This is a genomic window from Streptomyces sp. NPDC029526, from assembly GCF_040637405.1.
Classification (GTDB): Bacteria; Actinomycetota; Actinomycetes; order Streptomycetales; family Streptomycetaceae; genus Streptomyces.
Genome location: NZ_JBEZWE010000003.1, coordinates 191626 through 212533, shown reverse-complemented (window position 1 = coordinate 212533; position 20908 = coordinate 191626). Strand labels below are relative to the sequence as shown.

16 protein-coding genes and 1 pseudogene are annotated in these 20908 nt (G+C 75.1%); 5 read left to right on the top strand and 12 right to left on the bottom strand.

The genetic code is table 11. From position 1 onward, the window contains the following. Positions 1 to 281: 281 nt before the first annotated feature. Positions 282 to 1472, bottom strand: coding sequence for a type VII secretion-associated serine protease mycosin (gene mycP / locus AB0F01_RS11825; protein WP_362093065.1), 1191 nt, complete (start codon positions 1470 to 1472; stop codon positions 282 to 284). Next, entirely contained in the window at positions 1469 to 2569 is a 1101-nt protein-coding gene (locus tag AB0F01_RS11820) for a hypothetical protein (protein ID WP_362093062.1), read from the bottom strand. The genes mycP and AB0F01_RS11820 overlap by 4 nt, the downstream gene beginning before the upstream one ends. A 1111-nt stretch (positions 2570 to 3680) precedes the next feature. Between AB0F01_RS11820 and AB0F01_RS11815 the strand changes: the two genes are divergently transcribed. Further along, positions 3681 to 4883 carry an amino acid deaminase/aldolase gene (locus tag AB0F01_RS11815; protein WP_362093059.1) on the top strand — a complete coding sequence of 401 codons (1203 nt, stop codon included), beginning with the start codon at positions 3681 to 3683 and terminating at the stop codon, positions 4881 to 4883. 141 nt (positions 4884 to 5024) lie between these two features. Here AB0F01_RS11815 and AB0F01_RS11810 read toward each other — a convergent pair whose 3' ends face one another. The 5 genes and pseudogenes from AB0F01_RS11810 to AB0F01_RS11790 form a co-directional block, all read right to left on the bottom strand. Beyond that, positions 5025 to 5936: a hypothetical protein gene (locus tag AB0F01_RS11810; RefSeq protein WP_362093565.1), complete on the bottom strand. Its 912-nt coding sequence runs from the start codon at positions 5934 to 5936 to the stop codon at positions 5025 to 5027. A 198-nt stretch (positions 5937 to 6134) separates the two neighbouring features. Further along, positions 6135 to 6239 (bottom strand): annotated as a pseudogene (locus AB0F01_RS11805) (DUF2510 domain-containing protein); the annotation flags it as partial. Between the two features lie 93 nt (positions 6240 to 6332). Beyond that, positions 6333 to 7115 carry a 3-oxoacyl-ACP reductase gene (locus AB0F01_RS11800; RefSeq protein ID WP_362093056.1) on the bottom strand — a complete coding sequence of 261 codons (783 nt, stop codon included), beginning with the start codon at positions 7113 to 7115 and terminating at the stop codon, positions 6333 to 6335. Positions 7116 to 7121: 6 nt separating this feature from the next. Then, a complete protein-coding gene (locus AB0F01_RS11795; protein ID WP_362093053.1) occupies positions 7122 to 8495 on the bottom strand; it encodes an aldehyde dehydrogenase family protein in 1374 nt (457 codons plus the stop codon). An 8-nt stretch (positions 8496 to 8503) separates the two neighbouring features. Next, positions 8504 to 9874 carry a glutamine synthetase family protein gene (locus tag AB0F01_RS11790; RefSeq protein ID WP_362093051.1) on the bottom strand — a complete coding sequence of 457 codons (1371 nt, stop codon included), beginning with the start codon at positions 9872 to 9874 and terminating at the stop codon, positions 8504 to 8506. An 85-nt stretch (positions 9875 to 9959) separates the two neighbouring features. Here AB0F01_RS11790 and AB0F01_RS11785 point away from each other — a divergent pair, with 85 nt between their 5' ends. Beyond that, positions 9960 to 10694: an FCD domain-containing protein gene (locus AB0F01_RS11785; RefSeq protein WP_362093048.1), complete on the top strand. Its 735-nt coding sequence runs from the start codon at positions 9960 to 9962 to the stop codon at positions 10692 to 10694. A 424-nt stretch (positions 10695 to 11118) separates the two neighbouring features. Next, positions 11119 to 11817 carry a gamma-glutamyl-gamma-aminobutyrate hydrolase family protein gene (locus tag AB0F01_RS11780; RefSeq protein WP_362093045.1) on the top strand — a complete coding sequence of 233 codons (699 nt, stop codon included), beginning with the start codon at positions 11119 to 11121 and terminating at the stop codon, positions 11815 to 11817. A 311-nt stretch (positions 11818 to 12128) separates the two neighbouring features. Here the strand turns inward: AB0F01_RS11780 and AB0F01_RS11775 are convergent, their stop codons facing one another. The 5 genes from AB0F01_RS11775 to AB0F01_RS11755 form a co-directional block, all read right to left on the bottom strand. Continuing rightward, positions 12129 to 13070: a LysR family transcriptional regulator gene (locus AB0F01_RS11775; RefSeq protein ID WP_362093042.1), complete on the bottom strand. Its 942-nt coding sequence runs from the start codon at positions 13068 to 13070 to the stop codon at positions 12129 to 12131. A gap of 89 nt (positions 13071 to 13159) precedes the next feature. Beyond that, complete coding sequence (locus AB0F01_RS11770) at positions 13160 to 13891, bottom strand: helical backbone metal receptor (RefSeq protein WP_362093039.1); 732 nt, start codon at positions 13889 to 13891, stop codon at positions 13160 to 13162. Then, positions 13888 to 14460: an XRE family transcriptional regulator gene (locus tag AB0F01_RS11765; RefSeq protein WP_362093036.1), complete on the bottom strand. Its 573-nt coding sequence runs from the start codon at positions 14458 to 14460 to the stop codon at positions 13888 to 13890. The genes AB0F01_RS11770 and AB0F01_RS11765 overlap by 4 nt, the downstream gene beginning before the upstream one ends. A 481-nt stretch (positions 14461 to 14941) precedes the next feature. Beyond that, the gene (locus tag AB0F01_RS11760) at positions 14942 to 17563 is read right to left on the bottom strand and encodes an ABC transporter permease/substrate binding protein (RefSeq protein WP_362093033.1); all 2622 of its coding nucleotides are present in this window, start codon (positions 17561 to 17563) and stop codon (positions 14942 to 14944) included. After that, the gene (locus AB0F01_RS11755; protein WP_362093030.1) at positions 17556 to 18644 is read right to left on the bottom strand and encodes a betaine/proline/choline family ABC transporter ATP-binding protein; all 1089 of its coding nucleotides are present in this window, start codon (positions 18642 to 18644) and stop codon (positions 17556 to 17558) included. Before AB0F01_RS11755 ends, AB0F01_RS11760 begins: the two co-directional genes overlap by 8 nt. Before the next feature lie 236 nt (positions 18645 to 18880). Between AB0F01_RS11755 and AB0F01_RS11750 the strand changes: the two genes are divergently transcribed. Continuing rightward, positions 18881 to 19810: a 5'-3' exonuclease gene (locus AB0F01_RS11750; RefSeq protein ID WP_362093563.1), complete on the top strand. Its 930-nt coding sequence runs from the start codon at positions 18881 to 18883 to the stop codon at positions 19808 to 19810. A gap of 145 nt (positions 19811 to 19955) precedes the next feature. Beyond that, positions 19956 to 20801, top strand: coding sequence for a siderophore-interacting protein (locus AB0F01_RS11745; RefSeq protein WP_362093027.1), 846 nt, complete (start codon positions 19956 to 19958; stop codon positions 20799 to 20801). Positions 20802 to 20908 lie beyond the last annotated feature (107 nt).

The following is a 20908-nucleotide window of genomic DNA, read 5'->3' as shown; positions in this document are numbered from 1 at the left end:
CGGTCAGCCCGGCGGTGTGCGCGGGCGGTGTGCGCGGACCGGCTGGGCGTTCTGACGTCCAAGGGCCGGGAGGGGCGGGGAACGGGAGGGCCGGGGGCCGGGAGGCCAGGAGGCCCGGGGACCGGGTCCAGTCGGGCCGGACGGGAAGCCGGAGGGCCGGCCGACCGGTGGGCCGGGGCCCCGCCAGATCGGGCCCGCCGCCAGGTGGGGACCCGCCCGGTCGGGGTGGCCAGGTCGGCTCCCTGGGTGTCCGGGTCGGCTCCGTGGATGCCCCGGTCGGCTCAGTGGATGCGGGCGTCGGGGTCCGGGCGGCGGCCGCGCCAGAGGACGACGGCGGTCACCAGGAGGACCGCGCCCGTGCCGCCGGCCAGGGGGGCCGCCCATGCGGTGGCGCCCCCGTCGGAGGCGGCGCCGTCCGGGCCGGAGCCGAAGTACCGCTCACCGTGGGACGCCGGCTTCAGCCCCTCCGGTGTGAGGCGTTCCGCCGCCCGCAGCGCGGCGGCCGGGTCGACGAAGCCGAAGCCCCGGGAGTCGTCGCGGCCACCGGAGGGTGCGTCGCGGGCGGTGTCCGCGAGGAGGGTCTTGAGCTGAGCCGGGGTCAGGTCGGGGTGGGCGGAGCGCAGCAGGGCGACGGCGCCGGAGACGAAGGCGGCGGCGGCGCTGGTGCCCCAGCCCTCGTAGTACTTGCGGTCGGGGTCGGCGATGATCACGTCGACGCCGGGGGCGCTGACCGTGGCGTACCAGCGGCGGGTGGAGAAGGCGGCGCGGGTGCCGTAGCGGTCGACGGCGGTGGCGGTGATCACGCCGGGGTAGGCGGCGGGGTAGGAGACCCGGTCGCCCTTCTCCCCGCCGTTGCCCGCCGAGGCGACCACGGCGACGCCCTTGCGCAGGGCGTACTGGATGGCCTCGTCCTCGCCGGAGTCGGCGTGCGCGGAGGCGGAGTCGTCGCCGAGGGAGAGGTTGATGACGTCGGCCCCGCGGTCGGCGGCCCAGCGGATGCCCTCGGCGAGGGCGCTGCCGCGGGTGCTGCGGGCCTTGGACCGGGACGGGTCGCCGTCCTCCAGGATGACGCGGACGGGGAGGATGCGGGCCTCGGGCGCGATGCCCATGACGCCCTCGGTGTTGCCGGGGCCGTGGCCGTGCCCGGCGATGATGCCGGCCATGGCGGTGCCGTGACGTGCCCAGGCGCGGTCGCCGCGGCGGGCGCCGAAGCCGACGAGGTCCTTGCCGGGGGCGACGTTGCCGGCCAGGTCGGGGTGGTCGGCGTCCACGCCGGTGTCCAGCACGGCGACGGTGACGCCGGCGCCCTTGGTGGTCTGCCACGCCTGCTGGGTGTTCATCGCGTCCAGGCCCCACTGCCGGGCGCGGATGCCGTCGGCCTGCGCCGGGGCGGCCGTCAGCAGGGTGAGGGCGGTGGTCAGCAGGACGGCGAGGGCGGCGGTGCTCCGCCGGGGAACGGTGAACGGGTTCATGACGGTCGCTCCGTGGCCGTGCGGACGTGCCCCCGCAGACCGCGTTCGACGCGGTCGGCGAGGCCCTTCGCCTCGTGGCCGAGGCCGGCCTGGGCGACCGCGCCGGTGGCGCCGGACTCCATGGCCTGCTCGGCGGACTGCGGTTCGGCGACGGTGCGGCCGTCGGCCCAGCCGGAGACGGCGTAGACGACGACGGGGGCGTCGGTGAGCACGGAGACCGTCCAGGCCGCCCGCTGCCGGGCGCCGAAGTCCTCGGCCGCGGTGCCCTTCGCCGGGTACGGCAGGGGCATCAGGTCGGCGCGGCGGTCGAGGTCCTCCTGGTCGAAGCGTGCGGCGAGGGACGTCATGCCCGCGGGGTCGGCCGTGGTGAACAGCAGCCCGACCGTGGTGACATGGCTCTGGGTGGCGTCGGTGTAGGTGGCCCGCAGCAGGCGTTCGCAGCCGACGGGGCCGAGGACCTTGCTCAGCAGCGGGTCGAAGGCGCCTTTGCAGCCGCTGTCGGGGGCCACCGCGATCCGGGTCCAGGTGCGGTCGGCGTCGCCGGGGCCCGCTCCCTCGCCTTCGAGGGTGGGCGGGAACAGTTCGTCGACCGGGACGCTGTGCCAGAGGGAGGCGGCGGAGGCGAACCCGCCGTCCCGGTCGGTGTCGGCGGAGGCGTCGGTGAGCCAACTGCCCGTGGCGGCACCGCCGATGAGTCCGACGCCGAGAACGAGGCAGACGGCGGCGGCCACGACCTGCGGCCGGGGCCGTCGTCCGAGGAGCCGGGGCCGTGCCTGCCCGTCGTAGCCCTCCGGCTGCCCGAACGACACGACCGGCCGTTCGGCGGGCGGGGTGCCGGGGGGCGTCGGGGCGCTCCAGGACCGGGCCGGGTCCGGGAAGCCGTACGACGTGCGGTCCGGCCCGGCGGGGCGGGGGTCCGGGTGGCCGGGGGCGCGGTGGGGTGCGTCCGTGCGGCCCTCGGTGCGAGGCGTGCCGGGACCTGCGGGCCGGGGGGCGGGTGCGGGCGGTCCGGTGGGGACGGGGCGCAGGCGGGTGGTCGTCTCCGAGGGCGTCTCGGCCGGGGCGCCGGGGCGGGAGCCGGTGGGCCGCTCCCCCACACGGTCGGCGGGCCGCTGCGGGCGCTGGGCAGGTTCTGCCGGGCGGTGGGCAGGTGGCGCCGGGCGGTGGGCGGGTTCGGCTGGACGGTGGGCGGGTTCCGCCGAGCGATCGTCAGGTTGCGCCGGGGGGTGGGCGGGTTCCGCCGGGCGGGGGGCAGGTCGCGCCGGGCGGTGGGCGGGTTCCGCCGGGCGGTGGGACGGCTGGGGCGGGACGGCGGACGGGGCCCGGGCGGCCCGGCGGGTGCCGTCGTCGCTGTCCGGCCCGGGGGCGGGGGGCGCGGGGGTGCGGAGACCGCCGCCGACGGTCGGCGGAGTGTCCGGGAAGCGGGCGGAGGCGCGCGGCGGGGGCGGTGCGGCGGGGACACCGCCGCCGGGCGGCGCTGCGGGGCCGGGGTGCGGGGTGCGGGAGCCGGTGCGTGTGTCCGCCGCGAAGGCGGTATCCGTGGCGGTGTCGGTGCCGCCGGGCACCGGGGCGGTCGGCCGTGCACCGGGGGTGCGGGGGGCGGAGGAGCCGCCGGCGGACGGGTCGTCCGGGGAGCCGGCCGTCGCCGCGGCCGGGGCGGGGGCGGTCGCGCCGGGGGCCGGACGGTCCGCGGGGCCGGAGGCCGGCGGAGCGGCGGCCGGGCGGGCCGGGGGGCCGGCGGGGCGACGGGGGGCGAAGGCGCCGGCGCCGCCCGAGGTCAGGCCGCGGCCACCGGTGCCGGGCCGTGCCGCGTCACCGGACGCGCCGGGTGCGGTACGGCCCTCCTCGGTTCGAGGGGGGTGGGACGGGCGCGGGGGCGCCGCCGGAGCGGGCGGCGGGGTCGTGGGGCGCTGGGGGTGGGAGGCGCGCGGTGCTTCCGTGCTCATGCACCCCCCTGATTCCTCGTGCTCGCGTCCTCGTCGCGGGCCGGTGTCCGGCTGCCGGACCCGCCACGGAGCCGTCCCGGGCAGAGATACCCGCACGGGTGAGGTGTCATCCCGGCGCGGCCCGGGCCCGGTGTCCTCCGTCCGGGCGTGCGCGTCACTCTACGGCGTGATCCGGGTCGGGCGGGAACCAGTCCGCGCAGCCGCGGCATCTGCCCGGAACGTCCCCCTACCCTGCGGTAATCCTGTCTGGCAGGCTGCGTTCATGACTGCGCGCGCCTCCGACCGGGCCCGTTACGACCGGGCCACCGCCCACCTCGACGCCCCGCTGGCGATCGTGGACCTGGACGCCTTCGACGCCAACGCCGACGACCTGGTGCGCCGGGCGGGCGGCAAGCCGGTCCGGGTGGCCTCCAAGTCGGTGCGCTGTCGTGCCCTGCTCGAACGGGTGCTGGCCCGGGAGGGTTTCGCGGGCGTCATGTCGTTCACCCTGGCCGAGTCCCTGTGGCTGGCCCGGTCCGGTTTCGACGACGTGCTGCTCGCCTACCCCTCGGCGGACCGGGCCGGTTACGCCGAGCTGACCGCCGACCCGAAACTGGCCTCGGCGGTCACCGTGATGGTGGACGACCCGGCCCAGCTGGACCTCGTCGACGCGGCGCGCGCCGGCGGGAGCGAGGTGGTGCGGGTCTGCCTGGAACTCGACACGTCGCTGCGGCTGTTCGGCGGCCGGGTGCGGGTCGGCGCCCGGCGTTCCCCGCTGCACTCCCCCGCGGAGGTCGCCGAGGTGGCGCGGGCGGTCGCGCGGCGCCCCGGGTTCCGGGTGGTGGGCCTGATGGCGTACGAGGGACATGTCGCCGGGGTCGGTGACGCGGTGGCGGGCAGGCCGCTGCGGTCCCGGGCGGTACGGCTGATGCAGTCCGCGGCCCGGCGGGAGCTGGCCGAGCGGCGCGCGGCGGTGGTGCGGGCGGTCCGGGAGGTCGTCCCGGACCTGGAGTTCGTCAACGGCGGTGGCACGGGCAGCGTGCAGCACACGGCCGCCGAGGACGCGGTCACCGAGGTCGCGGCCGGGTCGGGGCTGTTCGTGCCGCGGCTGTTCGACCACTACACGTCGTTCACCGGCCGTCCGGCGGCGCTGTTCGGGCTGCCCGTCGTGCGCCGGCCCGGGGTCGGTGCGGTGACCGTGCTGGGCGGGGGCTACCCGGCGTCGGGCGTGCCCGGCCCCGACCGGCTGCCGGTGCCGCATCTGCCGGCGGGGCTGCGCTACGACCCCCAGGAGGGCGCCGGCGAGGTGCAGACGCCGCTGCTGGGGTCGCCGGCCGACGATCTGCTGATCGGGGACACGGTGTGGTTCCGGCACGCCAAGGCGGGCGAGCTGTGCGAGCGGTTCGACGCGCTGCACCTGGTCGAGGGCGACACCGTGACGGACACCGTGCCGACGTACCGGGGCGAGGGCCGGACGTTCCTGTGAGGGCGGGGCGGTTGACCGCCCGGGCCCGGACGCCGGGACGCGCCACCGCCCGAGGGACGACGGGCCCGGACGCCGGGACGCGCCACCGCCCGAGGGACGGCGGCAGCGCCCGATCCCGTCGGGCCGGGTGGGGGACGCGGGTCAGTCCGCGGGGCCGATGCTGCTGCCCACCCCGCCGCCGGACCCGCTGCCGCCGGTCGAGCGGATGCCGCGGGTGATGCGGTCCATGTCCGTCAGGGGCGGCGCGTCCTCGCCCGCGTCGATGACGTACCGGACGAGGACCGGGGACTCCGTGCCGACGCCGGAGGGGAAGACCATCGACTGCACGTACCCGCCCGGGCCCTCGGCCGTCTTCACGCGCCAGCGCACGAGGTAGCCCGCGCGGCCCGCGACCGCGACGGGGCCGGACTTCACCGTGCTGCGGGACGTGATGCCGCCGTAGGGGCGGTTGCCGATCAGGTCGCGGTCGTAGGCGTTGTCGGCCGCCTCGGAGATGTCGTCCTTGGCGAGCCGTTCGGGGGAGGTCTCGTCGTTGCCGGTCACGGTGCGGGAGATGACGAGGCCGTGGCGGCAGACGCTGCCCTCGCCGGGGCAGTCGTAGGTGCCGTCGGTGGTCATGACGACGTCGTCCTGGGCGATGTGCTGGGGGCGGACCCAGCCGTCGAGCAGCGGGAACGTGATGCCGTTGAGCTGGTCCTCGACGACGGCCGGGGCGTCCGCGGACGGCTCCGGGCCGGAGGGGGACGCCGACGGCGGGGGCCCGCTCGGCGGGGTGGCGGCGGTGGGGGCGGTGGGCCCGGTGCGGACCTCGGTCCGGCCGTCGTCCTCGCGCAGCAGCACCACTCCGGTGACGATCGCCGTGACGAGCACGGCGGCTGCCGTGACGACGGCGACCGCCTTGGCGCGGCCCCGCCCGCCGGGTCCCCCGGAGGGCCCGCCGGGAGCACCCGTCCCGACCGGGTGCCCCGGGCCGGACGTCCCGGCCGGCCCGCCCGCGCCGCCATGAGCGGCCGCGCCGCCCGCTCCCACCGGACCGCCGGACGTACCGGGCACACCGTGAGCGCCGTGAGCGCCGTGGGCGCCTTCCGCGCCGGGAACGCCCGGGGGCGACGGCGGCACCGGGCCGCCGGTGCTCCCCGCGGGCCCGAACGTGCCCGCGGGCCCGAACGTGCCCGCGGGCCCGAACGTGCCCGCCGGTCCGAAGGCGCCCGGTGCCGCCTGAGGACCGGATGCCCCGGGCGTCCCGGACGCCCCGGGGGTGCGCCGGTGGTCGGTCCAGGCGGTGCCGTCCCACCAGCGTTCCAGGTGCGGGGTGTGCGGGTCGGGGTACCAGCCGGGTGGGGGCGTCAGGCTCATTCCGGCACTGTAGGGCGGTCGGCGGGACGGTGACGACCGGACCCCGGCGGGTGTGACGTACGCCCGCTACAGCGGGGTGACGTGGGCGCCCCGCTACAGCGGGGTGACGTACGCGCCCGAGATCCCGCCGTCCACCAGGAAGTCGGTGGCGTTGACGAAGGAGGAGTCGTCGCTGGCGAGGAAGGCGACGGCGGCGGCGATCTCCTCGGCCTCGGCGAACCGGCCCGGCGGGATGTGCACCAGGCGGCGGGCGGCGCGTTCCGGGTCCGCGGCGAACAGCTCCCGCAGCAGCGGGGTGTTGACGGGGCCGGGGCACAGGGCGTTGACGCGGATGCCCTCGCGGGCGAACTGCACGCCGAGTTCGCGGGACAGGGCGAGCACGCCGCCCTTGGACGCGGTGTAGGAGATCTGGCTGGTGGCCGCGCCCATCCGGGCCACGAAGGAGGCGGTGTTGATGATGGAGCCCCGGCCCTGGCGGCGCATGTGGGGGATGACCGCCTTGCAGCACAGGTAGACGGAGGTGAGGTTGACCTCCTGGACCCGCTTCCAGGCGTCCAGGCCGGTCTCCAGGATGGAGTCGTCGTCCGGTGGCGAGATGCCGGCGTTGTTGAAGGCCACGTCGACGCTGCCGTAGGTGTCGTAGGCCGTCCGGAACAGGGCGTCGACCTGGTCGGGGTCGGTGACGTCCACGGTGACGTGGAGTCCGCCGGTCTCCTCGGCGGCCGCCCTGCCGCGCGCCTCGTCCACGTCGGCGCAGACCACGTGCGCGCCCTCGGAGGCGAGCCGGCGGGCGGCGGCCCGGCCGATGCCGCTGCCGGCGCCGGTGACGACGGCGGTGCGGCCGACGAGGCGGCGGCAGATGACTTCTTCGCTCATGTGCGCTCAGGCCTCCGTGCTGATGAAGACGTTCTTGGTCTCGGTGAAGGCGGCCAGCGCGTCCGGGCCCAGTTCGCGCCCGACGCCGGACTGCTTGAACCCGCCGAAGGGGGTCCAGTAGCGGACGCTGGAGTGGGAGTTGACGGACAGGTTGCCGGCGCGGACGGCACGGGAGACGCGCAGGGCGCGGCCGACGTCGCGGGTCCAGATCGAGCCGGCGAGCCCGTAGTCGGTGGCGTTGGCCAGGCGGACGGCGTCGTCCTCGTCGTCGAAGGGCAGGACGACGGCCACGGGGCCGAAGACCTCCTCGACGGCCACCCGTGCGTCCGGTGCGACGCCGGTGAGCACGGTGGGCGGGAACCAGTGGCCGGGGCCGTCGGGGGCCTTCCCGCGGATGCCGTCGAGGTCGTCGGGGGCGTACCCGCGGACGCGGTCCAGCTGGGCGCGCGAGATGAGCGGACCCATGTCCACGCTCTCGTCGGCCGGATCACCCACCCGGACCGCCGCGATGTGCGGGGCGAGGAGGTCCAGGAACCGGTCGTGCACGGAGCGCTGGACGAGGATGCGGGAGCGGGCGCAGCAGTCCTGTCCGGCGTTGTCGAGGAAGGACAGGGGGGCGGCTGCCGCGGCGGCCTCCAGGTCGGCGTCGGCGAAGACGAGGTTGGGGCTCTTGCCGCCGAGTTCGAGGGTGACGCGCTTGAGGTGGTCCGCTCCCCTGGCCCACACCCGTCGGCCGACGTCGGTCGAGCCGGTGAAGACGATCTTGGCGACGCCGGGGTGCTCCACGAGGGCGTTGCCGGTGACGGGACCGTGTCCGGGCAGCACCTGGAGGAGGTCCTCGGGAAATCCCGCCTCCAGGGCGAGGCCGGCCAGCCGCAGTGCGGTGAGGGGGGTGGCCTCGGCGGGTTTGAGGAGGACCGCGTTGCCGGCGGCGAGCGCGGGGGCGGTCCCCCAGGCCGCGACGGGCAGGGGGAAGTTCCACGGGGCGATGACGCCGACGACGCCGAGGGGTTCGGGGAAGGTGACGTCGACGCCGCCGGCGACCGGGATCTGACGGCCTGTCAGGCGCTCCACTCCCCCGGCCGCGTAGTCGAGCAGGTCGCGGACGTTGGCCGCCTCCCAGCGGGCGTTGCCGAGGGTGTGTCCGGCCTCGCGGACCTCCAGCCGGGCCAGTTCCTCGACGTGCGCGTCGACGGTGGCGGCGAACCGGCGCAGCAGCCGGGCCCGGTCGCCGGGCGGGAGGGCGGCCCAGGCGGTCTGGGCGCGCGCGGCGCGCCGCACGGCGGCGTCCACACCGGCGGGGCCGACGGCTTCGACGGTGGCGATCACCTCCTCGGTGGCGGGATTGGCGACCTGGAGCTCGGTGGAGTCGTGGGACACGGTCGGCCTCACATGCGTTCGAAGGAGCGGCGCAGTTCCCAGTCGGTGACCGCGGCGTCGAAGGCGTCCACCTCGACGCGGGCCATGTTCAGGTAGTGGGCGACGACGTCGTCGCCGAAGGCGGCCTTGGCGAGGGCGCTGGTCTCCCACAGTTCGGCGGCCTCGCGCAGGGTGGTGGGGACGCGTTCGTGGTCGGCGGTGTAGGCGTTGCCGGTGCAGGGTTCGGGCAGTTCCAGCCGCTGTTCGATGCCGTGCAGTCCGGCGGCGACCATGCCCGCCACGGCGAGGTGGGGGTTGACGTCTCCGCCGGGGAGGCGGTTCTCGAAGCGCAGGGACGGGCCGTGGCCGACCACCCGCAGCGCGCAGGTGCGGTTGTCGCGCCCCCAGGCCACGGCGGTGGGGGCGAAGGAGCCCCGCTGGAACCGCTTGTAGGAGTTGATGTGCGGGGCGAAGAGGAGGGAGAACTCGCGCAGGGCGACCAGTTGGCCCGCCAGGAAGTGGCGCATGACGTCCGACATGGCCTCGGGGTCCTCGGCGGAGGCGGGCATCACGCTGCGCCCGTCGGCGTCGGCGAGGGAGAGGTGGATGTGGCAGGAATTGCCCTCGCGCTCGTTGTACTTGGCCATGAAGGTGATCGACACGCCCTCCTGGGCGGCGATCTCCTTGGCCCCGGTCTTGTAGACGGCGTGCTGGTCGCAGGTGACCAGGGCCTCGTCGTAGCGGAAGGCGATCTCGTGCTGGCCGGGGTTGCACTCGCCCTTGGCGGACTCGACGACGAGTCCGGCCCCGGCCATCTCGTTGCGGATGCGGCGCAGCAGGGGTTCGATGCGGCCGGTGCCGAGCACCGAGTAGTCGACGTTGTACCGGTTGGCCGGGGTGAGCCCCCGGTAGCCCGCGTCCCAGGCCTGTTCGTAGGTGTCGCGGAAGACGATGAACTCCAGCTCGGTGCCGACCCGGGCGGTGTGGCCGAGCGCGGCGAGGCGGTCGAGCTGGCGGCGCAGGATCTGCCGGGGGGCGGCGACGACCGGGCTGCCGTCGGCCCAGGCCAGGTCGGCGACGGCCAGGGCGGTGCCCGCGTTCCAGGGCAGGCGGCGCAGGGTGTCCAGGTCGGGGAACATGGCGAAGTCGCCGTATCCGGTCTCCCAGGAGGACATGGCGTAGCCGTCGACGGTGTTCATGTCGGCGTCGACGGCGAGCAGGTAGTTGCAGCCCTCGGTGCCGTGCCGGAGCACCTCGTCGAGGAAGAAGCGGGCGGCGAACCGCTTGCCCTGGAGCCGCCCCTGCATGTCGGGAAAGGCCAGGACGACGGTGTCGATCTCACCGCTCGCGACGAGGGCGCGCAGCTCCTCGACGTCGAGGGGTGGGGTGCGGTCTGCCACGGGGGAGCTCCTTCGGCTGCTTCGGCGGGCCGGGAGCCAATAAGGTATGGCCCGGAACCATTGCTTGGGTAGGGGGCGCGACGGCATGCGGGAGGAGTCGGCCGGAACGGTCGGTGACCGCCTGGCGCCGGTGCTGCGGCCGGTGCGCGCGGGCAACGGCTTCGAGGAGGCGCTGGAGCAGATCCTGCAGGTGGTGCGCCTGGGCCTGGTGGCGGGCGGGGAACGGCTGCCGGCGGAGCGGGAGCTGGCGGAGCGGCTGGGCATCAGCCGGGTGACGTTGCGCGAGGTGCTGAAGGTGCTCCAGGACCAGGGCCTGGTGGAGTCCCGGCGGGGCCGCTACGGCGGCACGTTCGTGCTGCCCCGGCCGACCGACACCGGCGCGGGGGAACTGCGGCGGCGGATCGCCGGGGTGGACATCGAGGACGTGCTGCGCTTCCGCGAGGTGCTGGAGGTGGGGGCGGCGGGACTGTGCGCGGCGCACGGGCTGACCGGGGAGCGGGCGGCGCGGCTGCGCGAGGCCCTGGCCGGCACGCGGGAGGCGCCGCTGTCCGCGTACCGGCGCCTGGACACGCTGTTCCACCTGACGCTGGCGGACCTGTCCGGTTCGCCGACGCTGACGGCGCAGTACGCGGCCGTGCGGGCCACGGTGAACGACCTGCTGGACTGCATCCCGCTGCTGGTGCGCAACCTGGAGCACTCGCAGGCGCAGCACATCGCGCTGGTCGAGGCGGTGCTGGCGGGGGACGCAGACGGGGCGCGCGAAGTGATGCGCGAGCACTGCGCGGGGACGGCCGCGCTGCTGCGGGGCTTCCTGGCGTGAGGGGGCCTGCGGGACCCGTGCGGGGGCCTGTGTGCTGAGGGGACACGAGGGGCGCGGCGCCCCGCGACACGGTGCTCACCTCGGCTGACGCAGGGGGCCGGCTTGCGCTCCCGGCGTCCGCGCCTCGACGGCACGGACCCACAAAGGTCTGGATCCGCTCCATTGCCTACGCCGTGCCACAGCGTCTGCCCCGCGCCACGGCGTCTGCCCCGTGCCACGGCGTCTGCCCCACCCCGTATCGTCTGCCCCGCCCCGCTCCATGGCCCGGCCCTGTGCTTCCGTCACCGCACCCGGGTGTCCTCCGGGAGACCGGAGGAGGAGGAGTTCGCGGCACCGGCGGCGGCAGAGGCAGAGTGGTACCGGACGGACGGACACCGAGCGGCCCGGCCCGGGCCGGGCCGGCACCGGGACGGAAGGACGCAGCATGGCGGAGGCGCCGCTGATCGGCATCAGCACGTACGCGGAGCCGGGGGTGCGCTGGGGCGCGTGGCAGCTCGACGCCGCCCTGCTGCCGGCCGGGTACCCGCTGGTGGTCCAGCGGGCGGGCGGGCTCGTGGCGATGCTCCCGCCGGACGCGCCCGAGCGGGCGGCGGCGGCCGTCTCCCGCGTCGACGGGCTGGTGATCGCGGGCGGCCCGGACGTCGAGCCGGTCCACTACGGGGCCGAGCCGGACCCGCGCACCGGGCCGCCCGCCCGGGCCCGGGACGCCTGGGAACTCGCGCTGATCCGGGCCGCCCTGGACCGGCGGACCCCGCTGCTGGGCATCTGCCGGGGCATGCAGCTGCTGAACGTCGCCCTCGGCGGCACCCTGGTCCAGCACGTCGACGGACACGCGGGCGCACCGGGCGCCTTCGGCCGCCACCCGGTGACCCCCGTGCCGGGCACCCGCTACGCCGGGCTGGTGCCGGAACCGAGCTCCGTCCCGTCCTTCCACCACCAGGCGGTGGACCGCCTCGGCCGGGGCCTGGTCCCGTCGGCCCACGCGGCGGACGGCACCGTGGAGGCGGTCGAACTGCCCGGCCCCGCGTGGGTCCTGGGCGTGCAGTGGCATCCGGAGATGGGTGAGGACCTGCGGGTGCTGCGCGGGCTGACGCGGGCGGCCGCGGAGGGCGTCCCGACGTGAACCCCGCGCGGGCCCGCCGCTCGGGGACGGGGATACGGCCGCCCCGCCCCGGCGGTCGGTGAGCGGACGTCACAGCCGGGGATGCGGGTGCCCCGCCTCGGCCGTCGGGTGAGCGAACGACGACCGGAGATGTGGACGCCCCGCCTCGGCGGTCGGTGAGCGAACGTCACGACCGGAGATGCGAGCCCCCCGCCCCGGCCATCGGTGAGCGAACGTCACGACCGGAGATGCGAGCCCCCCGCCCCGGCCATCGGTGAGCGAACGTCACGGGGCCACGGGATCCGGCCGGGCCGCCGCGACTGCCGCCCCGCTCACGCCCTCGTCAGGGCGAGCAGGTCCCGGGCCGGACCGGTGGGGCGGTGGCCCGTGGGCCAGACGGCGCGGAGGTCCCGGGCCAGGGCCATGCCGTTCACCGGCACCCGGATCAGCCGGCGCAGGGCCAGCTCGTCCCCCACGGCCAGTTCGCTGAGCACCGCAGGGCCGGCGCCGCTCACCGCGGCGGCCTTCACCGCGGTCGTCGAGGACAGTTCGATCAGCGGGCGGGCCAGGCCGCCCAGGGCGGCCTCCAGGACCTGCCGGGTCCCCGAGCCCTCCTCGCGGAGGATGAGCGGGGTCGTCGCCAGTTCCGCCGCGGCCAGCGGGGCGCGGCGGCGGGCCCATGGATGGGACGGGGCGCTCACCACGATCAGCCGGTCGTGGGCGACGACCGCCGACTCCAGCCCCGACGGCACCGTGAGTCCCTCCACGAAGCCCACGTCCGCGTCCCCCGAGAGCAGCCGTTCGGCGACCGCCGCCGAGTTGCCCGCGAGCAGGGACACCGCCGTGTCCGGCCGTTCCGCGCGCAGCGCCAGCAGCCAGCCCGGCAGCAGGTACTCGGCGATGGTCATGCTGGCCGCGACGCGCAGGCGGGAATCGCGCCGGTCGCGCAGCGCCTGCGCCCCCGCGTCGAAGGCCTCGGCGGCCTCCACGATGGGTCGCGCCCAGTCGGTGACCAGGGCACCGGCGTCCGTGAGGCGGGACCCGCGCGGTGAGCGGTCCACCAGGGCCACGCCGAGCTGCCGTTCCATCGAGCGGATCCGGCTGCTGGCCGCGGGCTGGGTGATGCCCAGTTCGCGGGCCGCCCCGCCGAGGCTGCCCAGCCGGGCCACGGCCAGCAGGAGCTGCAACGCCCCCAGGTCGGGCACCCGGTGGGCCAGCGCGCCCGGCGCGTGTGCGGCGGGACCGGTGGGGTGGGCGTCGTCCGTCGGGCTCATAAGCCCAGCTTATGCCGCCGCCGGTGGACGGCTCCGGCGGCGGGGCGGGCGGCGCACGGCAGGCACCGGCCCCCGGCCCGTGCCGCCGGTCAGCCCGGCGCCGCCGCCCGCAGTGCGGCGGTGAGGACGGCGGGTGCCTCGGCGAGGGAGGGCCCGTACCAGGTGAGGTGCCGGCCGCTGACCGGCGCGCAGGGCAGGCCCGGGAAGGCGTCGGGCCCGTCCTCGGCGGAGAAGCGGTACGGCTCGTCGGGCAGCACCACGACGTCCGGGGCCGCCGCGCGCAGCTCGTCCAGCGGGACGCGCGGATAGCGCTCCGGGTGGGCGGCGTGGACGTGGTCGTAGCCGAGGCGGGAGAGCAGGTCGCCCGCGAAGGTGTCACGGCCGAGGACCATCCAGGGCCGCCGCCAGATCGGGACCACCGCCGTGCGGCGGCGCTCGGGCGCGGGGACGGCGTTCCAGGCCGCCTCGGCCTCGTCCAGCCAGCGCGGGCGCGTGGTCAGTCCGCAGGCCGTGAGCACCCGGTCCAGTTCCGCGACGGCCTGCGGCAGCGTCCGTACCTCGGTGACCAGGACCTCGAGGCCCGCGGCACGCAGGGCGGACAGGTCCGGCTCGCGGTTCTCCTCCTCGTTGGCGACGATCAGGTCGGGCGCGAGGGCGACGATGCGCTCCACCGCGGGGTTCTTGGTGCCGCCGATCCGTTCCACGTCCAGCGGCGCCGGATGGGTGCACCAGTCGGTGGCCCCCACCAGGGCGCCGGGGAGGGAGTGTGCCACCGCTTCGGTGAGGGACGGGACGAGGGAGACGATCCGGGGGGTGCTCATGGGCGCTGCTGCCTGTCGTGGAGGGCCTCGATGTGCTCGGCGACGGCGACGACGACGAGCCGGGTCTCCGCGACGGTGGCCCGCCAGCGGTGCCGGACGCCCCCCGTCAGGTACAGGGTGTCGCCGCGGCCGAGGCGGTAGGCGCGGCCCTCCGCCTCGATCTCCACGGCGCCGTCCGCCACGTACATCAACTGGTCGTTGCGGAACTGCAGTTCACGTCCGGCGTCGTGGTCGCCGGTGAACTCGGAGGCGTGCATCTGGTGGTGGCCGCGCACCAGGGACCGGGTCCTCGGCACGAGGGGCGGGCCGGTGTCCTCGGCACGGACGACGTCGACGCTGCACGCGGGGTCGGCGGCGGCGAGGAGTTCCACCGCCGTGGTGCGCAGGGCGTCGGCGACCTTCTCCAGGGAACTCTGGCTGGGGCGCGCCCGCTCGTTCTCGATCTGGCTGAGGAACGGCACGGACAGGCCGCTGCGCTCCGCCACGACGGCGAGCGTCAGGTCCAGGGCGCGGCGTCGGCGGCGCACGGCGGCGCCCACCCGCAGGGGCTGTTCCTTGTGGTCGCCCATCGCTCCGGCTCCCTCCTTCGCCGTCGTCCCGTGCCCGGTGCTCCGGCGGTTCCGGCGCACCCCGTCTGCCGAGGTGTCTGCACCCTACGCATGGTCGGCAGAACGATCCACGCGCCTGCCACGTCACCGTCACGTGCGGCCGGGCCCGGCCCGACGGATCGCGCCGGCGGATCGGCGGGCCGCCGGCGTTCCCCGCGCGGGTGCGACGGGGTGTTCCCGCCATTCTTCCCTGTCCGCGGCGGAAGGTCACGGGGAGGTCCGGGGAGGGCCTCGCGGTCCGTGGTCGTCCGGAATCGTTCCGTGCGGCCGCGCCGGTGGTCCGGCTGTGCGGCGGTCCGGGCAGCCTGGTCCCCGCAGGACCCCGCGGGAGGGGCGGGGCAGCGCGTGCGGGGGCCGGGGAACGCGTCGGGGGCGGGCCCCGCCGCGCCCCGGGGGGGCACGGTGCGGGCCCGCCCCCCGGGGGGAGCGGTCGGTGCGGAGGTCAGCCGGGGGTCATCCGGCCCACGATGTCCGGGTGGTCCTCGAGCCAGGCGGCGACGGCCGCCTCCTCGTTGCCCTGGCCCCGGTCCTTGATCTCCTTCTCCAGGGTGCCGAGCTCGTCCTCACTCATCGTGAAGCCCTTGATCCACTTCGTGAGCTGGGGGTACTGCTCGGGGAACTTCTTGCTCGCGATGGTGTGGATGGTGTTGCTCGGGCCCCAGGCCTGCTTCGGGTCCTTCAGCTTGGTCAGCTCGTACTCGCTGTAGGACCAGTGCGGCGACCAGAGGGTGACGGCGACGGGCTTCTTCTTGGCGTAGGCCCGCTTGAGCTCGGCCAGCATCGCGGGCGAGGAGCCGTCGACGACCTTGTACTCCTTGTCGAGGCCGTAGGCGGGCAGGACCTTGTTCTTGAGGATGTCCATCTGCCCGGTGCCCGGCTCGATGCCGATGATCCGCCCGCCGAACAGGTCGGACTTGCCCTTGAGGTCGGCGAGCGACTTCACGTCCTTGACGTAGGACGGGACGGAGAGTTCCAGGGAGACCGGTTCGTACCACGTCCCGAGGTCGGTGAGCTTGTCCTTGTTCGGCTCGTAGAAGTTCTTCTGCGAGTGCGGCAGCCAGGCGTCGAAGTTGAGGTCGAGGTCCCCGGAGGCGAGGCCGGTGTAGACCGGGCCGACGTCCATCTGCTGGAGGTTCAGCTTGTAGCCGCGCCGTTCGAGGACGTTCTTCCACAGGTAGGTGATGGCGACGTCCTCCTCCCAGGGGAACCACGCCACGTCCAGCGTCCGCTTCGCCTCGGCCGGGGTGTCGCCGGAGCCGGAGGAGACCGGGGCCAGCTTGTCGACGATGTCCGGGTTGGCCTTCAGCCAGGTCCGGACGGCCTCCTGCTGCTGCCCCTTGCCGGCCTTGTTGATCTCGGCCTCCAGGCCGGTGAGCTCCTCCTCCGACATGGAGAAGTCGCGCAGCCACTGCCCGACCACCGGGTGGTCGTCGGCGAAGCCCTTGCGGGCCACCGTGTGCACGCCGTCGCCCTTGCCCCAGCTGCCCTTGGGGTCCTCGAGCTTCTTCAGGTCGTAGTCGCTGTAGGCCCAGTGCGGGGACCAGAGGGTGACGAGGACGGGCTCCTTCTTGCTGTAGGCGCGCTTCAGCTCGGCCAGCATCGCCGGCGTGGAGCTGTCGACGACCTCGTACTCCTTGTCGAGGCCGTAGTCCTTGAGGACCTTGTCCTTGAGCAGGCCCATCATGCCGGCGCTGGACTCGATGCCGGTGACCTTGCCGCCGAAGGTGCCGGCCTCGCCCTTGAGGTCCTCCAGGGAGTCGATGCCGTCCATGTACGCGGGGACGGCCAGCTCCAGCGAGGTCTCCTCGTACCAGGTGCCGAGGTCCTCCATGCGGTCGCCGTACTTCTTCCAGTACGCCTCGTGCGTGGTGGGCAGCCAGGCGTCGGTCTGGAAGTCCATGGTGCCCTGGGCGAGCGAGGTGTACAGCGGACCCGCCTCGAACTGCTTGGCCTCGACCTCGAAGCCGCGCCGTTCGAGGATCTCCTTCCACAGGAACGTGGACGCGACGCCCTCGTCCCAGGGGATGTAGCCGATGCTGATCTTCTTGCCGGCGCCGACCTCCTTGGCGTCGGCGGCCGGGGCGGTGCCGCCGCTGCCCCCGAAGATGCTCATGCCGCCGGCCACCAGGGCCAGGACCACGACACCGACCACCGCGACCTGCGGACGCGGACGGTAGGACCAGATCCGCAGAGCGCCCTGGGCGGTGGCCCGGCTGCGGGCGGCGGCCCGGCGGCCGAGCGGGGAGACCTGGGTGCCCAGCGCGCTGGTCATGCGGTCCAGGTAGATCGCCAGGATCACGATGGCGAGGCCCGACTCGGCACCGAGGCCGATGTTGAGCTGGCCGATGGCCTCGATGACGGCACCGCCGAGGCCGCCGGTACCGACCATGCCCGCGATGGCGGCCATGGACAGGCCCAGCATGATGACCTGGTTGACACCCGCCATCACCGTGGGCAGGGCCAGCGGGAGCTGGACGCGCAGCAGGGTGTTGCGGGGCGAGGTGCCGAAGGCCTCGGCGGCCTCGACGAGTTCCTTGTCGACCTGCCGGATGCCCAGCTCGGTCATGCGCACGCCGGGGGCGAGCGCGAAGATCAGGGTGGCGACGATGCCGGGTGCGGAGCCCGTTCCGAAGAACAGGATGGCCGGGATGAGGTAGATCATCGCGGGCAGCGTCTGCATGAAGTCCAGGACCGGCCGCACCGCGGCGCTGACCCGGTCCGAGCGGGCCGCCCAGATGCCCACGGGCACCGCGACGACCAGCGCGATCACGGTGGCGACGACGACCAGGGCCAGCGTCACCATCGAGTCCTCCCACAACTCCATGGAGTCGAGGAAGGCGAAGCCGACGAAGGTGAGGAGGCCGGCGAAGGTGCCGCGCAGCCAGAACGCGATCACCGCGAAGATGCCGCAGAGGATCAGCGGGTGCGGGGCCTGGAGGACGGCGTTGACACCGTCGTAGGCGCCGGTGAAGACGGCCTTGAAGAAGTCGAACAGCCAGGTGACGTTGTCCAGCAGCCAGTCGACGGTCGAGTTGACCCAGTCGCCGAGCGGAATCCTAGGCACGGGCCATCACCTTGCCGCCCTTGTCGCGCGGGGTGTCGCAGACGCCCGGGTCGGCGGCCTCGTCCCCGAGGAAGCCGATCAGGCGCTGGCGGGGCACGACGCCCACCAGGTCCCGGTCGCCGTCGAGGACGGCCACCGCGTGGGGGACGCGGGCGCTGATCGCGCACAGCTCGTTGAACGGGGTCTGCGGGGTGGCGGTCTCGCAGCCGCAGTCGGCCTCGTCGCCGCGGGTGTCGCGCTCCATCACCGCGCCGGCGGTGAGCACGCGCGAGCGGTCGACGTCCTGGGTGAAGGAGGCCACGTAGTCGTTGGCCGGCCGGATCAGGATGTCCTGCGCGGTGCCGATCTGCACGATGCGCCCGTCCCGCATGACGGCGATGCGGTCGCCCAGGCGCATGGCCTCGTTGAGGTCGTGGGTGATGAAGACGATCGTCTTCTTCAGCTTCTTCTGCAGCTCGATCAGCTGGTCCTGCATGTCGCGGCGGATCAGCGGGTCGAGCGCGCTGAAGGACTCGTCCATCAGCAGCAGGTCGGCGTCGGTGGCCAGGGCGCGCGCCAGACCGACGCGCTGCTGCATGCCGCCGGACAGTTCGTCGGGCCAGGACTTCTCCCAGCCGGCCAGGCCACACAGGGCGAGCGCCTCGTCGGCGCGGCGTTCGCGCTCGGCGCGGGGCACGCCCTGCACTTCCAGGCCGTACGCGGCGTTCTCACGGACGCTGCGGTGCGGGAAGAGCGCGAAGTGCTGGAAGACCATGCTGATCTTCCGGGCGCGGACCTGGCGCAGCTCCCGGTCGGACAGGGCCGTGAGGTCCTGTCCGTCGAAGCGCACGTGGCCGGCGGTCGGCTCCAGCAGTCCGTTGAGCATGCGCAGCAGGGTGGACTTCCCGGAGCCGGACAGGCCCATCACGACGAAGATCTCGCCCGGCTCGACGGTGAAGGAGGCGTCGACCACGGCGGCCGTGACGCCCTCGGAGCGCAGTTCCTCCCGGTCGGCCTTGTTCTGGCGCAGCCTCTCGACCGCCTGGTCAGGTCGTCTGCCGAACACCTTGTACAGGTGCTCGGCCTCTAGCCTGGATGACACGCGTACCTCTAGCTCTCGACGGCATGGAAGGGAGCGACACGCGGAACGGAATCAACCCTGCGAAACAGTTGAATCCGGTACCGGCATCGCTCCGGGCCCGCGCCTCCCCGGATTCACCGGGGCGAAACGCATTCGTGGCGCGCTTCACAGGGTCCGCGCTCGGCGCAACGCGTTGCGTGGTGCGCGACCGCTCCGTCCGCGTCGCCGCCGGGGCACTGTCGGCGGGGTGCGGCATGATGCCGTCCGTGACCGGACGACTGATGCTCCTCGACACCGCCTCCCTGTACTTCCGCGCCTACTTCGGCGTCCCGGAGTCCGTCCGCGCCCCGGACGGCACCCCGGTGAACGCCGTGCGGGGCCTGCTGGACTTCATCGACCGCCTCGTGAAGGACCACCGGCCCGACCACCTGGTGGCCTGCATGGACGCGGACTGGCGCCCGCAGTGGCGGGTGGACCTGATCCCCTCCTACAAGGCGCACCGGGTGGCCGAGGAGCGGGAGACGGGCCCGGACGAGGAGGAGGTGCCGGACACCCTCTCCCCGCAGGTCCCGGTGATCGAGGAGGTCCTGGACGCGGTGGGCATCGCCCGCGTCGGCGTCGCCGGGTACGAGGCGGACGACGTCATCGGCACGTTCACCGCCCGGGCCCGGGGGCCGGTGGACATCGTCACCGGCGACCGGGACCTCTACCAGCTGGTGGACGACGCGCGCGGGGTGCGGGTGCTGTACCCGGTCAAGGGGGTCGGCACCCTGCAGATCACCGACGAGGCCGCGCTGCGGGAGAAGTATGGCGTGGACGGCCGGGGGTACGCGGATCTGGCGCTGCTGCGCGGCGACCCGAGCGACGGCCTCCCGGGCGTGCCCGGCATCGGGGAGAAGACGGCCGCCAAGCTGCTCACGGAGTTCGGCGACCTGGCCGGGATCCTCGCGGCCGTGGACGACCGGAAGGCGAAGCTCACGCCGTCGCAGCGCAAGCGCCTGGACGAGGCGCGGCCGTACCTGGCGGTCGCGCCGAAGGTCGTCCGGGTCGCGGACGACGTGCCGCTCCCGGACGTCGGCACCGAGGTGCCGCGCACCCCGCGCGACCCCGACGGGCTCCGGGCGCTGGCGGACCGCTGGGGACTGGGCGGATCGCTGGAGCGGCTGCTGACGACGCTCTCGCGCTGACGCCTTCCTGGGGCTCCCGCGACGCGACGGGCGGCAACCGGGTGGCGTCCGGGCCGGACGGCTCGCCGTGCGGCCCGGATTCCCGGGCCCTCCGCCGGTGAAAAGTGTTAACTTAGGTATACCTAACCAGCGGCAGGGAGGCCCCATGGCAGAGCGACCGGTCCGTCGGCAGCGCAGGACGCACACCGCGCAGGTCGTCCGCACCGAGCGTCTGACCCCGGGCATGCAGCGCGTGGTCCTGGGTGGTGACGGCCTGGCCGACTTCGCCGCCGACACCTGCACCGACCACTACGTGAAGGTGCTGTTCCCCGCCGAGGGCGTGACCTACCCGGAGCCCTTCGACGTGGAGCGGATCCGGGCGGAGTTCCCCCGCGAGCAGTGGCCCGTGACCCGGACGTACACCGTGCGGTACTGGGACGCCGTCCAGCGCGAGCTGACCCTGGACTTCGTGGTCCACGGCGACCAGGGGCTGGCCGGCCCGTGGGCGCTGCGCGCCCGGCCGGGCGAGACGGTGCACTTCGTCGGGCCGGGCGGCGCCTACGCCCCTGACCCGACGGCCGACTGGCACCTGCTGGCCGGCGACGAGAGCGCGCTGCCGGCCATCGCGCGGGCCCTGGAGGCCCTGCCGGCCGGGGCGCGGGCGCACGCGTTCGTGGAGGTCGCCGGCCCGCAGGAGGAGCAGAAGATCGACTCCGATGTCGAGGTGGTCTGGCTGCACCGGGGGGACCGTCCCGTCGGCGAGGCCCTGGTGGAGGCCGTGCGCGGGCTGGAGTTCCCAGAGGGCCGGGTGCACGCGTTCGTGCACGGCGAGGCGCACTTCGTGAAGGAACTGCGGCACCTGCTGCGGGTGGAGCGTGCCATCGCCCGCGAGGACCTGTCGATCTCCGGGTACTGGCGCCGCGGCCACAACGAGGACGGCTGGCAGGCGTCGAAGCCGGAGTGGAACGCGCGGATCGAGGCGGAGCAGGAGCCGGCACCGGCGTCCGCCTGACCGCCGGGCCGGCCGAAGGCGCCGGCCCCCGGTCGAGCCTGGTCGGGTGAAGTCCCGCCGCGCCCTCCGGTCCGGGCGGCGTGGCGGAACCCCGGAGCGCGGCCGTC

Coding starts and splice junctions, on each gene's coding strand:
- mycP (WP_362093065.1), bottom strand. CDS start 1,472: ATGAACCCGTTCACCGTTCCCCGGCGGAGCACCGCCGCCCTCGCCGTC.
- AB0F01_RS11815 (WP_362093059.1), top strand. CDS start 3,681: ATGACTGCGCGCGCCTCCGACCGGGCCCGTTACGACCGGGCCACCGCC.
- AB0F01_RS11800 (WP_362093056.1), bottom strand. CDS start 7,115: ATGAGCGAAGAAGTCATCTGCCGCCGCCTCGTCGGCCGCACCGCCGTC.
- AB0F01_RS11785 (WP_362093048.1), top strand. CDS start 9,960: ATGCGGGAGGAGTCGGCCGGAACGGTCGGTGACCGCCTGGCGCCGGTG.
- AB0F01_RS11780 (WP_362093045.1), top strand. CDS start 11,119: ATGGCGGAGGCGCCGCTGATCGGCATCAGCACGTACGCGGAGCCGGGG.
- AB0F01_RS11775 (WP_362093042.1), bottom strand. CDS start 13,070: ATGAGCCCGACGGACGACGCCCACCCCACCGGTCCCGCCGCACACGCG.
- AB0F01_RS11770 (WP_362093039.1), bottom strand. CDS start 13,891: ATGAGCACCCCCCGGATCGTCTCCCTCGTCCCGTCCCTCACCGAAGCG.
- AB0F01_RS11765 (WP_362093036.1), bottom strand. CDS start 14,460: ATGGGCGACCACAAGGAACAGCCCCTGCGGGTGGGCGCCGCCGTGCGC.
- AB0F01_RS11750 (WP_362093563.1), top strand. CDS start 18,881: ATGCCGTCCGTGACCGGACGACTGATGCTCCTCGACACCGCCTCCCTG.
- AB0F01_RS11745 (WP_362093027.1), top strand. CDS start 19,956: ATGGCAGAGCGACCGGTCCGTCGGCAGCGCAGGACGCACACCGCGCAG.